General features: G+C 44.1%; 11 protein-coding genes. 4 read left to right on the top strand and 7 right to left on the bottom strand.

Annotated features, from left to right (window positions below; genetic code table 11):
* Nucleotides 1-164: 164 nt before the first annotated feature.
* From K5R16_RS13505 to glnA, 3 genes are all read right to left on the bottom strand, one after another.
* Nucleotides 165-1,382 (bottom strand): dicarboxylate/amino acid:cation symporter, encoded by a 1,218-nt coding sequence (locus K5R16_RS13505; protein ID WP_220738085.1) that lies wholly within the window; start codon nt 1,380-1,382, stop codon nt 165-167.
* A gap of 173 nt (nt 1,383-1,555) precedes the next feature.
* Entirely contained in the window at nt 1,556-3,784 is a 2,229-nt protein-coding gene (locus K5R16_RS13500; RefSeq protein ID WP_220738084.1) for a carbohydrate-binding family V/XII, read from the bottom strand.
* 135 nt (nt 3,785-3,919) lie between these two features.
* Nucleotides 3,920-5,329 carry a glutamate--ammonia ligase gene (gene glnA, locus K5R16_RS13495; RefSeq protein ID WP_020910491.1) on the bottom strand — a complete coding sequence of 470 codons (1,410 nt, stop codon included), beginning with the start codon at nt 5,327-5,329 and terminating at the stop codon, nt 3,920-3,922.
* A gap of 728 nt (nt 5,330-6,057) precedes the next feature.
* On the opposite strand from glnA, the gene typA reads away from it, so the two are divergent.
* Entirely contained in the window at nt 6,058-7,902 is a 1,845-nt protein-coding gene (gene typA / locus K5R16_RS13490) for a translational GTPase TypA (RefSeq protein WP_259649879.1), read from the top strand.
* An 800-nt stretch (nt 7,903-8,702) separates the two neighbouring features.
* Here typA and K5R16_RS13485 read toward each other — a convergent pair.
* From K5R16_RS13485 to K5R16_RS13470, 4 genes are all read right to left on the bottom strand, one after another.
* Nucleotides 8,703-9,896 carry a DUF418 domain-containing protein gene (locus K5R16_RS13485; RefSeq protein WP_220738082.1) on the bottom strand — a complete coding sequence of 398 codons (1,194 nt, stop codon included), beginning with the start codon at nt 9,894-9,896 and terminating at the stop codon, nt 8,703-8,705.
* A gap of 426 nt (nt 9,897-10,322) precedes the next feature.
* Nucleotides 10,323-11,537 (bottom strand): 4Fe-4S binding protein, encoded by a 1,215-nt coding sequence (locus K5R16_RS13480; protein WP_220738081.1) that lies wholly within the window; start codon nt 11,535-11,537, stop codon nt 10,323-10,325.
* 182 nt (nt 11,538-11,719) lie between these two features.
* On the bottom strand, nt 11,720-12,367 hold the full coding sequence (locus K5R16_RS13475; protein ID WP_220738080.1) for a DUF2959 domain-containing protein: 648 nt from the start codon (nt 12,365-12,367) through the stop codon (nt 11,720-11,722).
* Nucleotides 12,368-12,419: 52 nt separating this feature from the next.
* Nucleotides 12,420-12,641, bottom strand: coding sequence for a hypothetical protein (locus K5R16_RS13470; RefSeq protein WP_220738079.1), 222 nt, complete (start codon nt 12,639-12,641; stop codon nt 12,420-12,422).
* Nucleotides 12,642-12,762: 121 nt separating this feature from the next.
* Here K5R16_RS13470 and K5R16_RS13465 point away from each other — a divergent pair, with 121 nt between their 5' ends.
* From K5R16_RS13465 to K5R16_RS13455, 3 genes are read left to right on the top strand one after another with little or no spacing between them, the layout of a single operon-like run.
* A complete protein-coding gene (locus K5R16_RS13465) occupies nt 12,763-13,728 on the top strand; it encodes a virulence factor BrkB family protein (protein WP_220738078.1) in 966 nt (321 codons plus the stop codon).
* 4 nt (nt 13,729-13,732) lie between these two features.
* Entirely contained in the window at nt 13,733-14,677 is a 945-nt protein-coding gene (locus K5R16_RS13460) for an alpha/beta fold hydrolase (RefSeq protein ID WP_220738077.1), read from the top strand.
* Nucleotides 14,674-15,243, top strand: coding sequence for a hypothetical protein (locus K5R16_RS13455; protein WP_220738076.1), 570 nt, complete (start codon nt 14,674-14,676; stop codon nt 15,241-15,243). Before K5R16_RS13460 ends, K5R16_RS13455 begins: the two co-directional genes overlap by 4 nt.
* Nucleotides 15,244-15,508: the final 265 nt, after the last annotated feature.

Genomic DNA, 15,508 nt, shown 5'->3' with positions numbered 1-15,508 from the left:
GTGTTTGCATTTGAATTGCAGCAAGTTGAACACAAATGACTATTGTCTACGCCGTCATCGATATGACAGTCGCACTATAGGCATATGACACTTCGGATGTCATGTTTTTAAGTTGTTGATAATAGTCGCTAAGTTTGGCTTTTCTACTTGTTGTGTATTAGTGCTTATTCACTAATAGCTTCACTCTTATAGCGCTTACCATTTATCCGTTCGATGATCTGTGTAGCATTAAGGTCGTGAATGACATTAATCAATGTCGCTGGGGCGTCGGTAACCGCACCAATAATGACTAAAATTGGGATCACTTCGATAGGTAGCCCAAGGGTAGTGACAATAAAAATTTCACCTAAAAATGCACCGCCAGGTACGCCGCTTATAATAAAGGCGGATAGCACTGAGATAAGTACTGTCAGAGCAAAAACATCGGCGCTAAAATCTAAGCCTAAGATTGAATAGATAAAGACAATCTTCAATGCGGTGGTCATTGAAGCGCCGCCTTTATTGAGATTAACTAACAAAGGCAGGCAGATATCGGCGATCTCCTCTTTTATCCCCATCTTATTTGCTGCACGAATATTGACTGGCAATGTGGCTAACGAGGAGCTGGTACCTAATGCTGTGACCGATGGGTCAACCGCATTCCTCCAAAACTGAGTAACGCCTGTTACTCCACCACCAAGCCATGCGTAAATTGTTGAACCAACAATGAAATAGAAAAAGGCAGCGACAAAGAATAGGCCGATAGCGCGGGCAAAAGTGCTGAGCAGTTCGGTATCTTGGCTGGCCATGGTTGAGGCAAAGTAAGCGCCTAAACCTACAGGCGCGGCGACCATTAATATAGAAACTATTTTCATAATGACAGTATTGAGGCTGTCGAGCATGGCTGAGACTTTCTCACCATCTTTGCCTGATTGACCAATCGCAATACCGGCAATGACTGACATGATGATGAGCGCCAGAATATTAGATTTAGACAGTAAGCCGACAAAGTCATTGGTGGTCAGCAGCCCTACAAAATCCATGTTGCCAGATCCGGCTTCAACCTGTTGATGCAGATCGAGTACCACACCTTGTGCCGGGTCAAAAGCCAATGCTAAACCGACGATCGATACCGCAGGAATAATCGCCATGGCAATAGACACCATGAACAAGGTGATAAGAATGATGCCTAACTTTTTTAAGTCGGTCATGCGTGCAATAGAGGAGGTCACGCTAATGGCAACTAGCGGCACAATGATCATAAACAGTAAATTTAGAAACACTTGGCCTATGGGTTTTAGCGATAAAGCAAACTCTGGTAACACGATACCAATAGCGCCACCAATGAGTAGCGCCGACAAAAGAATCATCGATGAACGATAGGGTTGGAGTTTTTGCCACATAGATGTAAAGCCACTTATTGTTTGATGTCAGAGGACTGACTTATGTTGTGTTTTATCCGTTAAACTAACGAGCCATTAACAGAGTGTCAACCTAGTCAGGGCGAGATAGGCATGGAAATATAAATGTAAAAGGCCTGCGATGTGCAAGCCTTTTATTATGGGCAAAACGGGAATTAGCGTCCTCTACGGCCTTCTCGCGCCACGCCATGCTGGCGAGCGTTACGGGAACGGTTTAGGCTTTCACGGTCAAAATTACGGTTGTTCATCTGCCTATTCATATTATTAGGCCTGTTTAATTCTGTATTTGGTCTAGAAGGCAGCGTGACGGGCTGACTGATATCCCGATTACTAAGCCCTGTTTCAACTCTTTCTCTGGTTGCTGGCGCGGGAGTCCAATTGCCTTTGTCGCGGCTTTGCCACTCACCGTTTAAATCTCGCGCTACGTTGCCATTTTTATCAGCAAAAACATTGTTAGCACGATTCTTGTTATGAGTTGCCTGCTTGAAGTTGCTGTTTATCTTGCTGGCATCGGCATTACGCACACGATTCTCAGGGCGATTGTATAGATTGTTTTTACCGACACGATTACCGGAAATATTGTTATTACGGGCAACCTTATTAGAGATGTTAGTTCGATTGCCAATACTGACGCTATTGCCAATGTTGATGTCGCCAGTGTTTATCACCACTGGGCGTCGGTAACCTCCACCGTAGTATCCGCCACAGCAACGACCCGGGTAATAGTGGTTGCCCCAGCCAGCGCTCCAGCCTACACCGACGCTGAAGAAGCCGTTACTCCAACTTACGCCAACGTTCCAGCCTGTCCAGGGGTTATAGCCGACATGCAGCCCCCAGGTTGGTGGACGAGGGTAGTAGTAACGCCCCCAATAGGGTGGATAATACCAACCTGTGCCATATACCGGTACGCCGTAATAAGGATAAGACCACATATAACCTGGGGTATAACCGACATAGACAACCTCGGGTGTCGAGTCATAAATCTCGACATAAGTGGTGTTGTAAACTGGCGAGCTTGGAGGGATTTTTGCTATTTCATCCGTCGGTACATTATCGGCAACTTTCCATGGCCCTTTAGCAGCTGGTGCAACAAACCAAACAGCATTGTCGACGGCATAGAATTGGCCATTTATTTTCAGAACTTGAGTCGCGGTGTTGACCGCATAAGCGACTTTAGTGCCCGGAATAGCATCAAATTTGGGCTCACCATCATATTCGACGGTAAGCTTAGCTTCACTGCGTTTAATGGCGGCTGTTTGAGGGATTTGGGCGTCAAGCATCGCTTGATCTGCTTCGGTTGTGCCCGCGACGGATACTCTTAGTCCACCAATATCTGACTCGGGCGGAATATCATTAAAGCTTGCAGGAAGTTTGTCAGCACGGACAAAGGCCCAAGGCCCTGCTTCTTTTTTTGCTTGAAACCAGCGTCCTGAAAGTAACAGATACATGTCACCGGAAGAGACCTCTCTTATCCAGGCCGTTTCTGTGTTGCTCACATAAAGTAGCTTACCTTCGGTTAGACTTTTCCACTTAGGTTTGCCGTCGGTTGCTACCAGTTCTGTTGGGATTTTAACTGCTATTACAGCTGGCGCCGTCGCAGAACTTTTTGCTACTGCATCCTCGGGCTTTGGCAGCATCTTCACCAAATCTTCAGGTGGGTACTCAGTGACTTGCCAAGGACCCATAGGATTGTCGGCTGTGTACCAAAAAGTGCCACTGCTTAAGTACATCTTCTTGGTTTGTTTGTTGCGCGCTACGGCAAAGGGAGTGTTTAACGCTCGCTCATAAGGGCTATTTTCGATCTCTCTAAATTGCGGTGAACCATCATAGGAGAGGAGAACTGTAAGCTGCTGACGAAAAATAATGTTAGGCGCATCATTTTTAATATTCTCTAGGCTTTGCTTTTCCTGTTTAGCGTTGGCGAGACTGGCTGACAGGCGCTCCATCGAGATAGTAAAGCTACTAGTACCTATGGATTTTTCAACCACTTCGGTAAAGCGTTGTTCGTCGGCTTTGGTTGACTCTGGCCAGCGAACTTGAGTGACTTTAACATCTCTAACCGTTGCATTTTCTGCGCTCGTGTCAATGCGAGCACTGAACCAAAAAGCTCCAAAAATAGGCTCGTCTCTATCGATAAGTTCTAAAGACATCGCGGCGCGACCTTGCAGGATATTACCGTCTAGTGATTCTGGCTGCGGCTGATACACCACAATGTTGCCTTCTTTAGCGGTCACTTCCTGCGGCCACTCGATAGCGTTAGCATTAAATAGGCCTAGCAACATCAGTGTAAAAACGGCAACAATGAAGCGGCATTGAGCGTAGATCCCGGCAGGCATAGCAGTTCCTTCTTGTGTGACAAATACGGTAAACCTAGTTACTGTCATAACTATAGCTGCTGATCATTGTAGTCGCATTGTACAAAAAAGAAACGCTTGAATTGTAAGCACAAAAAAGCCCTAAGCATTTCTGCTTAGGGCTTATTATTTTGTTCCCGTTAAGCCACTACAGCGGCTTATAGATTACAAGCTGTAGTAAAGCTCGAACTCTACTGGGTGAGTTGTTTGGTTCACACGCTCAACGTCAACTGACTTAAGTTTGATGTAAGAATCAATGAAGTCGTTGCTGAATACGTCGCCACGAGTTAAGAACTCACGGTCAGCGTCTAGGCACTCAAGTGCATTTTCTAGTGAAGTCGCAACTGTTGGGATTTCAGCAGCTTCTTCAGCAGGAAGATCATAAAGATCTTTATCCATTGCTTCACCTGGGTGGATCTTGTTTTGAATACCGTCAAGGCCAGCCATCAACATTGCTGAGAATGCTAAGTATGGGTTTGCCATTGGGTCACCAAAACGTAGCTCAATACGACGTGCTTTTGCACTTGGTACCACTGGGATACGGATTGAAGCGCTACGGTTAGCTGCTGAGTAAGCTAGCATTACTGGCGCTTCAAAGTGCGGAATAAGACGCTTGTAAGAGTTAGTTGATGGGTTAGCAAATGCGTTAATTGCACGCGCATGCTTAATGATACCACCGATGTAAAATAGTGCTGTTTCGCTCAATCCACCGTACTTGTCACCAGCAAAGATGTTAACGCCATCTTTAGCTAGAGACTGGTGAACGTGCATACCGCTACCGTTGTCACCAACGATTGGCTTAGGCATAAACGTAGCAGTCTTGTTGTAAGCGTGAGCAACGTTATGAATAACGTACTTAAGTACCTGAACTTCATCAGCCTTAAGCGTAAGAGTATTAAAGCGAGTCGCAATTTCGTTTTGACCAGCAGTTGCTACTTCATGGTGATGCGCTTCAACAACTTGGCCCATCTCTTCAAGTACTAAACACATAGCACTACGGATATCTTGTGACGAATCAACAGGAGCGACTGGGAAGTAACCGCCTTTAACACCTGGACGATGACCTTTGTTGCCATCTTCGTAGCTTGTACCTGAGTTCCAAGCAGCTTCTTCTGCATCTACTTTGTAGAAACAGCCAGACATGTCAGCACCATATTTAACATCGTCAAATAGGAAAAACTCTGGCTCTGGACCAATCAATACAGTATCTGCGATACCTGTAGAGCGTAAGTAGTCTTCCGCTTTCTTAGCAATTGAACGAGGGTCACGGTTGTAACCTGTCATAGTGCCTGGGTTTAAGATGTCACAACGAATGTTAGCTGTTGTCTCTGCTGTGAAAGGGTCAAGTACGAAACTTGCAGCATCTGGCATTAATACCATGTCTGATTCGTTAATGCCTTTCCAGCCTGAGATTGAAGAACCATCGAACATCTTACCGTCTTCGAAAAAGTCTTCATCAACCTGATGGCTAGGAATTGAAACATGTTGCTCTTTACCTATGGTGTCGGTAAAACGCAAATCAACAAACTTAACTTCTAATTCTTTTAGTTGTTGTAAAACTGATTCAGCTGACATTCTAAAGTCTCCGAGTAGGGTAAAGGGTTATCCCTTGTTCTTATCTTAATGTTTAGCGCATAGTGCGATTCTGCTTTGTTTAAAGCGAGAGTCATGCCAAACATGTAACTAATTGATATTAATCAATTATGACTAAGTGGCAAAACTAACCTTGTCGTTTTTTGCACTTTAATGGTGCGCCCGACGGATCATTTTGGTGCATGCGACATAATTGTGCAATTTGATCTGTTACCTATATATAAATAACGGCTCAAATTGCAAAAGCTGACGCCAAGAATAACAAGCAGGAGGATTTTTTATAGGGGGTAAGTCAAAGAAAACTCGACCGAATATAGATAAGTGTTATTTAAATACAAGACAGTTTAGACCTTAGAAGAACATCGATACTGAAATGGTCGATTAACGGGCATGATGGTAAAAACACGGAAAAGGCCAATGAAACAGGATATTTGGTAGCAGAAAGACTAAAAATAACCCCAAACAACTGAAAATTGCAGAGTAATAGAGAGCGAGAATATAATTAATGTCAGTAAAGTGATTGATAAAAAGTGTATATAAAGCGGGCGTTATGGTGGAGAAAAGCAACGGGCAAGCGTTATTTTTAACGATTGGTTAAAAATAATCCTGTGAGATACTCGCTACCTAGAGTAGAATGTCACGCTTTTTATTGCAACTACTATACTAGTTTGGTTTAGCAGTTGTCAGTACCCCCCTATATTTTTATACCGATGGTAAGAGGTTTAGCCGTGTTAGAGAATTTACGTAACATCGCCATTATTGCACACGTTGACCATGGTAAGACTACCTTGGTTGATAAGATGCTGGCGCAGTCAGGAACCCTTGAGTCTCGAGGAGAAGCCACTGAGCGGGTGATGGATTCAAATGATCTTGAAAAAGAACGTGGTATCACGATTCTGGCCAAGAACACTGCCATCAAGTGGAACGATTACCGTATCAACATCGTTGATACCCCTGGTCACGCCGATTTCGGTGGTGAGGTAGAGCGTGTTTTATCTATGGTTGACTCAGTATTGCTACTAGTTGATGCAGTAGATGGTCCAATGCCACAAACTCGCTTCGTGACTAAGAAAGCATTTGCTCAAGGTCTTAAGCCAATCGTTGTTATTAACAAGATTGACCGTCCCGGCGCACGTCCTGATTGGGTTATCGACCAAGTATTCGACTTGTTTGACAACCTAGGCGCAACTGACGAGCAGTTAGACTTCCCAATCGTTTATGCTTCTGCACTAAACGGTTTTGCAACGTTAGATCCAGACGAAACTAGCGAAGATATGACTCCGTTATTCGAAACTATCGTTGAGAAAGTTTCATCTCCTGATGCTGATGCTGAAGGTGATTTCCAGATGCAAATCTCGCAAATCGATTACAACTCATACGTGGGTGTTATCGGTATTGGTCGCATCAAGCGTGGTAGCGTTAAAACTAACCAACAGGTCACTATTATTGGTGCTGATGGTAAGAAACGTAATGGTAAAATGGGCCAAGTATTAGGTTACATGGGTCTTGAACGTCACGAAGTTGCTGAAGCTAACGCGGGTGACATCGTTGCAATTACCGGTCTTGGTCAACTGCAAATTTCAGACACGATCTGTGCGCCTACTACAGTAGAAGCGTTACCAGCATTGTCTGTTGATGAACCAACACTAACAATGACTTTCCAAGTCAACACATCTCCATTCGCAGGTAAAGAAGGTAAGTACGTAACTTCACGTAACATCCTTGAGCGTTTGCAGCAGGAGCTTGTTCATAACGTAGCACTACGTGTTGAAGAAACCGAAAGCCCAGATCGTTTCCGCGTATCAGGCCGTGGTGAACTTCACCTTTCAATCTTGATTGAAAACATGCGTCGTGAAGGTTACGAGCTAGCAGTATCTCGTCCAGAAGTTATCGAAAAAGAGATCGATGGCGTCATGTCTGAGCCGTACGAAAACTTGACTGTTGATGTTGAAGAAGAGCATCAAGGTAGTGTTATCGAGAAGCTTGGCATCCGTAAGGGTGACATGAAAGACATGCAAATGGATGGTAAGGGTCGTGTGCGTATCGACTTCATTATCCCTAGCCGTGGTCTAATCGGTTTCCAAACTGACTTCATGACTGCCACTTCAGGTTCTGGTCTTATTTACCATTCATTCGACCATTACGGTCCAGTGAAAGGCGGCGATATTGGTCAACGTGCTCGTGGCGTATTGATCTCTAACGCAACAGGTAAAGCACTGACATTTGCATTGTTTAACCTTCAAGCACGTGGTCGTCTATTTATTACCCACGCTGCAGAAGTTTATGAAGGTCAAGTCGTTGGTCTACATGCCCGCGCTAACGATCTTACAGTTAACTGTTTGAAAGGTAAGCAGCTTACCAACATGCGCGCATCAGGTACTGATGAAGCACAAGTACTAACTCCACATATCGACATGACACTTGAGCAAGCGCTTGAGTTCATCGATGATGACGAGCTAGTAGAAGTAACACCGCTGAACATTCGTATTCGTAAGCGTTACTTGAGCGAAAACGATCGTAAGCGTCATAACCGTACTTCTAAAGACGCAAAATAATTTGCTGCAGCTTATGCTGCGCAGTTAGTTAGTTTGTTTGAAGCATAAAGTTATAAAAGCCCTGAGCATGAAAATGCTCGGGGCTTTTTTATACATGGATGTATTTATCCCCGAAGTACAGGATGTACTACAAGGGGGTTTATGTCTGGAACATTTATGCCAGTACCCATGGATGGGTAGTGCTGGTATTTATACATGGCCACAAATGTTCCATTCATTTATTGGCATTCCCTCCTTGACCCACAGGGATGTGGGGAATGCCTAAGTGATATAGGGAATATCATAGGCCTTTGGCGGTCAGATGTATTTATCCCCGAAGTACAGGATGTACTACAAGGGGGTTTATGTCTGGAACATTTATGCCAGCACCCATGGATGGGTAGTGCTGGTATTTATACATGGCCAACACTTTATGAGTAAGAGTGTTCCATTCATTTATTGGCATTCCCACCTTGACCCACAGGGATGCGGGGAATGCCTAAGTGATATAGGGAATGTCATAGGCCTTTGGCGGTCAGATGTATTTATCCCCGAAGTAGAGGATGTACTACAAGGGTTTGTATCTGGAACATTTATGCCTGCACCCATGGCACCTGAAATATTACCGATATTGCTTAGTATTTCTAAATCCATTTAGTCATGGGGAGTGTTGGTATTTATACAAGCCAAGAAGTGCGACCCTTCGAGTTCGAAAGATCAGCAGCTTCAAGGCGATTTGTTGATAATTGATGGCTACTCTTAAGATCAACGTGCTGTATAGAAGGAGGAATTCCCCCTATAAAGTACGTTCTCGTTAGTTGTTAGCTGTCAGTTGCAGCTATTGGCGTTGACTCTGGATTTATCGGTTTTTGGCTTGCAAGTCTGCGCCATAACCACTCCAGTGGTCCTTGATTGAAATACTTAAGGTAGATACTGGCTAGCATGACTTGGAAGATAGAAAAGCCAATGGCAATCAACATGTACTCTGGGCGGTCGAGAGTACTCGTTAATGTTGGTGCAAAATGGCGAAACAGCAGTACCCCGCAAACTGACTGTAGTATGTAGAGGCTAAATGCTAGGCGACCGACTTTCTGTAACGGAGCCAATACGTTTGCACGGTTTTGGCATAGTTTTACCGCCAGATGAAGATAAATGAGCGCCATCGGAATAGCACTGGCCATCACTATGGTTATAGACAATGAGACCAATTTAGGATCTGCGGCAAGTGAACATAAACTATCGACAGCAGAAAGTAGTAAGGTGCTTAGGGCAAACACCACTAGCTGTTTTTGACTAAAGCCTTTTTCAAATACACCTTTTCGATACAACATCACTCCTAATAGCATTAAACCTGCAGCCATCCACATAGTCGTGAACGGAGTGATAAATAGTAGTCCAACAAAGATGATAAATTGCATCATTAGTTGTTCACTGTAGGCTGCAGACCAAATCGATACGTCCTCTTCAAAAAGGGCTGTGCCACGGATAATAGGCTCTTCTGGTGCAAATAAACTGATTATGGTCATGAGAAATAGTGGGATAGTGATGAACATAACTGATTTCTTTATCAGTTTACGATTATCGAGCTTAAGGTAGCAAAGTGCCACAAACCCACCGAGGGCATAGGTAAACAGTATGTCACCGTACCAGATAAATACGGCATGGATCGCGCCAAATAGTAGCAGCCATTTTAATCTGGACTTCATGGCTTTGTATGCGTCTCCACCTTGAGTCGACAACTTATCGTATTGAATGGCTAGCCCGACACCAAACAGTATTGAAAAGAGGCTAATGAATCTACCTTCTAGAAAAAAGTTACTGAACAGCATTGTTAAGGTGTCATGCAGTGGGACACTTTCATGATCGGCATAGCCCAAATAGCCATTACCAAAGAAGTAGATGTTGATAAATAAAATGCCCAGCACTGCTAGGCCTCTAATCGAATCGATATTAGCGTTGCGGGCGGGCTCAAGCGACAGCTTATTGCCCTGTAGTGACTGTTGTTGTAATTCCATCTTTGATAAAGCTTCCATGTTTGTAAGAGCTGATTACATTATCAGCGCCAACTTAAAAAGGATATTATCAAACTGAATCAATTAGCCTTTTTCATGTAAATGTTTAAAACAAAAAAAAGGCAACCCATATGGATTGCCGTAAAAGGTGTTCAATTTGGAGTGCGCTAGCGTCGAAACTGAATCTGGTGCCAAACCTAACTAGGAATGTGCAGTTGGGATGATGAACAAAACAAGAAAACAAATATTTAGCAAAGCATTTTACAGTGGTTAGCTAATAAAATTGGCGCGTAAACATTGGCCTCATATAATCAGAGTGCGAAAGTTTTAGATGGTTCCAACTTTCTCCATTAACAAAAATTTAGATTTAAAAAAGGGCAACTCATAGCGATGAATTGCCCAATAATTTTTGCTTTAGCAAGTCGCTTGCTAATGACCTATCGAGTTTAAATGCTGGATCAAATACATCCTCGTTTCTGTTGGAGTCTGGCTAACCCAGAAACCACTTAGATAGGCGATAAGTGGGATTAAAAACAGTAGCACTATTAAGCCAATGGTAAGGCCTCGTGCTGACAACTTAATGCCATTGCGAGTGCTAAGGTGTAATGCCTCTGGTTTCGGGCAAGCAGACACGCACCTCATACAGGCTTGGCATTCGTCTGAGCGAACATTGAGCTGAGTATGCACGCTAATATTCGCCGGACAAGCACGAGTGCACTTATCACAGTTCATGCCTTTACTTTCAATCAAGCAATGCTGTGTGCTGCGGCGGATTTTAAAGGGGCTTAGAAAGCTAACTAGCCCCAGTAGTGCGCCATAAGGGCAGATGTAACGGCAAAACCCTTGTCGACGCCATGCCGACAGACTCAAGATAAAGCCGAAACACAGCAGCGTGACTAAGCCTGGAGTGATAAAAAACAGCGCCATTTTGAGATCAGCTATCTTGTGGTAATTACTATTTAAATAGCCTGGGATACCAGCAGCAGGCATTCCTATAATAATGTATAGCAAGCCAGCTAAGATTAGATACTTGAGCATTCTTAGCGGCCAATCCAACCATGCAGGTGGCAAGTATTCAGCTTTGATAAAGCGCTTTCTGAGTTTATACAGGTACTCTCCAGCGAGTCCAAGTGGGCAAGCCCAGCCGCAAAATGCACGTTTACAGAGCAAGCCAGTTAATAGCACGACGGTGAGCATGACTGCGGCAGCAGGGTGGGTTTGATCCCATATACCCAGTGTCACGATGGCTTTTAGTTCGATGCCGCCTGCAATGGGCAGGAAGGCGTCGCCCACATCTGGGCGCATTAGCCATGGGGTCACGCCAGCTTTGAGCAGTGCACTGTTCACGGCAAATTGCACCCCAACCAGCAGCATCGACAGTGCCAGCAGATGTTGGACTCCTTCACGAAGGTTATTGCTCCTCATATCGCCCTGAGCGACTTGAGGCTGGAACTTGTTAACTAAGCCTATGATGATGACTGCAATCGCGAGAGCAGCTATTAGGGGCCAATATAGACTCGATAAGATAGCGGCTGAAACGAGGACTCCGCTTGCTGCTGCTCCCCATTTTTTGCCACTCCAATAAAGCAGGCTAACACTGTAGGTGAGTGCTAATGTAAGCGTTAAGGATTCGATAAAGCTCATAACGGTGTCTGTTCAATAATGATTGATACTATTGTGAAACTTTTTAAATGGAGAAGTTCTAGCGGTGTGCGTATGTTGTGAGGGAGGTTGTAAACTGAAGTTTAAATTATGAAAAATACAGCGGTAAGTCACAAGTTTGGTGCCTAAGCCTGCAGGCTTAGGAACCTCACTTTAGACAGCGCTTATTTGCCTTCTAAGGTCGCAATAAACTTAGTAGACTCATCAATTGATTTATTCATCTCTTTGATAAGACCTGAGATGTCAGTTTGCAAACTCGTAAACTCACCCTTGATAGCACCAATTGCTTGGGCGTTAAGGTTATGCTTTAAGTACAGCATATTGTCTTTCATTGCTGTGAGTACTGGTGGCATTTTACTTTCAGCGCGACGCATACTTTTGACGAGCTGAGTATATGAGCGGCGAGTCTCTTTTAGCTTAGATTCGCTATTACGACGCAAGCTAGCTTTACTTATCTCACCTATTTCGGTCTGCCATTCATCGAAAAGGGCTTCGGCTACATCTTCAACTTTATCAATACGGTTAGTCACATCATCGGCGGCATCTTGGGCTGACTCATACTCATCCTTGGCTTTATTGTAAGCACTTTCTAAATCGCCACCGTCATGATTAAGCAGTGCCTGCATCTCTTCAAGTGCAGAGCTAAACTGCTCTTGTGCTTCCTCTTGAGACTCTTTAGCGTCTTCAACTCGATCGACCATGATATCGCGTTTATGGTAACCGACTTTTTCCATCGCACCATAGTAAGCGCTTTGGCAGCCAGTCAATAACAAGCTGGCGCTAACAATGGCAACCGATAATATTTTCTTCATCTTATTCAATCCTGAAAGTGATTCTAAAATTTAGGGGCTAGACTTAAATACACTAGTTGGCGCGAAATCTAGCCGCATCGATAATACTCCACAGATGAGCAATACCGCCGATAATCGCAGGGAAGATCAACCACCACATGGCATAACCGACTACCGCGACAATACAAAACACCAATGCCGCTAATATGCGACCTTGTACTAATTGCCCAAGACCGGGAAAGAAAAAGCTTGCGATAGCGGCGATAACATTGCCTGCGGAACCTTGTTGAGACATCAATTCAATCCTTATACTTGTAAAGAGAAGGTTATAAGCTTTATTGTACCAATATAGATCTAAATAAATCATTTATAGTCGTACATATTTGGTACAACTTTAACAGAATCAAGAGTAACAAGTGAAAAATAAGATAGCAGTAAATCAATTTCGGTCTTTTTTGTGGAGTATTTGGGCATTTTTTTTACATTTGCTGCGCCGCTTTAAAGAGGATCAAGTCAACATTAAGGCAGGACATCTTGCTTACGTCACTTTGTTGTCTTTAGTTCCAATCGTTGCGGTGATGTTTTCTATGTTGTCGGCATTTCCGGTTTTTGCCGGTATACGGGGTCAGTTAGAAGGATTTGTTTATGACAACTTCTTACCTGCTGCTGGGGATACGGTACAGATCTATATTAATGAGTTTGTTGATAACGCGTCTAAAGGGACGACCGTCGGTATTGCCGCTTTGGTTGTGGTGGCGCTAATGCTGATTTCTGCAATAGATAAGTCACTCAACAGTATTTGGCGTACTAAAGAGAAGCGTCAGGTAGCCGTGTCTTTTTCTATGTATTGGATGGTGCTGACACTTGGGCCTGTATTAGTCGGGGCGAGTCTGGTTGCGACTTCCTATTTAGTGTCGCTTAAGCTATTTAATGACTCAGAGCTGTCTGGTGTGGTGCCATTAATCATCGAGCGCTTGCCGATGATGTTCTCTGTCGCGGCATTTTTGCTGCTCTATATGGTCGTGCCAAATAAGAAGGTGAAGTTTTTCCATGCACTGTTGGGAGCGATTGTCGCAGCAATGTTGTTTGAGTTGGGTAAAAAAGGCTTTGCATTTTATGTGACTCAATTCCCTAGTTATGAAGCTATTTACGGTGCATTAGCGGTGATCCCGATTTTGTTTGTTTGGGTATATGTTTCCTGGATCATCGTGTTAGTCGGTGCCGAAATTACCGCTGCAATGCCTGAATATTTACGTGAGCGTCAGATCTCGAGAGCGGCTCGGTTAGCGGAAGCGGCTCAGTTAGAGGAATTGGATTTAGCGACAGAAAGAACAGAGCAAGCTGCAAAACAGACGAAACCGACTGCTGAAGACGGAGCTTAAAAAGGTGGAGTGTCAGTCAATATCACGGGACTGGCTGACTGTTGGTGATGGGCATGAACTCTACGTCGCTCAATATGGCAATGTAGATGGGATCCCGCTGTTATATCTGCATGGCGGTCCTGGAGCAGGCTGTTCAACCGAAGAGCTCGTTTTGTTTGATCTGTCGGTATACCGAGTCATTTTTATGGACCAAAGGGGGACTGGACTGTCGCGGCCTAGAGGTGAGCTTAGGCACAATAACGTGAGCAAGCTACTCACGGATATAGAACAGGTTCGACAATGGCTGGGCATATCAAAATGGACTCTAGCTGGAGGCTCTTTTGGTGCAACGCTAGGGTTGTTATACGCAGCGGCGTACCCTGCGAGGGTCATCGAACAGGTGTTGTGGGGCGCGTTCATTCCTAGCGAAGAGAGTATCCAATGGCTGTATGGCCAACAAGGGGCTGCGCGGTTATTTCCATCTGAGCAGCTTGATTTTAGTGTTGTTGCAAGCTCCGATAAGCAGCAGCTTTTTTCATGCTATAGAGATGGGCTAGAGCATCAATGTACTAGCGTTCGCAAGGATTTTACTCGTCGTTGGCTCCGTTGGGAAATGGCTTTGGCTTACCCAGGTTGTAAGCAATATAAGGAAAATACAAATCTCAGTCAGGTGTTAGCAAGCATCGAGCTTTATTATGTGGCTAATAATTATTTTGCTGCTTTTGAACAACTATGTGATTCATTGGTAAATATTCAGGCGCGAACCGTCATTATACAAGGAGAACTAGATTGGGTTTGCCCGATTGGAGTGCTATTAAGCTTTTTACAAAATCACAAAAACCAACACATTAACTTGGTGGAAATTAAAGGCGGTTACCATGCCTTGGCTGATATAAAAATGACTAGAGCCGTGGTAAGCGCGATTCGGGAAATGGCCCAAATAATAGAGAAAGGAAATAAGCATAAATGAGAAAACTAATAATCATAGCTTTAATGTTAGGGCTGACAGCATGTGCAGCAACAGAGAGTAATACAGACGTTGAAGTAACGACTAAAGCCCCTGATAGCGTGACTCTTGGTGATATGACGGATGCAGAGGCAACCGATAAACTTCTAGAAGCGCTATTGAGTAAAAGTTATTTAGCGAAGAAAGCGGGTCCTAATGGTGTAGCTGTGGAGTTTGATAATAGCCAGTTTATCTTACAACCGAGCATTAATCCTGAAGGGATTGACCGCATTTTAATGAACCGTTTCTATGCTATTCACCCTAAGTATGTCGGTAGTAAAGAGATATTAGTGATGATTGGTACCCTTAATCAGAAACTTAACTTTGCTAAATTTGTCGTAAGAGAGCGAGGGGCAGTGATCCAAGTGCAAGGTGCGGCAACCTTTGTTGATACCATTAGCATGGAAGAGATCCGTCGTTTTATATTGTGGACCGATGAAGGTTTACGTCAGGTTGGCAAGTCGCTACCTGAGGGCTCGGAAGATGTGATTAAACCTATCCCAGTAATGCAGAATATTCAGTCGATTTAAATAAGGCTCAAGGAAAATAAAGCCTAGGAGCAGAAAGCTCTAGGCTTTAGGCAAGGCTAAGAAAGGTCTTAGAGAACGCTAAGACAAATGACCTTACGGGTGTGACTTGGTTACATACGGAACTTTGCGCTTACGAAAAGTATGTCTCTTCTGTAGGTTGGGCTTTAGCCCATCAATTGTTTTTAGGATTTGTCGGCATAAATGCCAACCTACAGAATGCTGGAAAACTATTTTCCGTAAGTGAATTTGCGATCGTTCAGTTATC

The sequence above is a fragment of the Shewanella sp. c952 genome (assembly GCF_019654975.1).
Lineage (GTDB): Bacteria > Pseudomonadota > Gammaproteobacteria > Enterobacterales > Shewanellaceae > Shewanella.
Note: the sequence above shows the minus strand (reverse complement) of the source record. Positions and strands in the feature narration are given on the sequence as shown.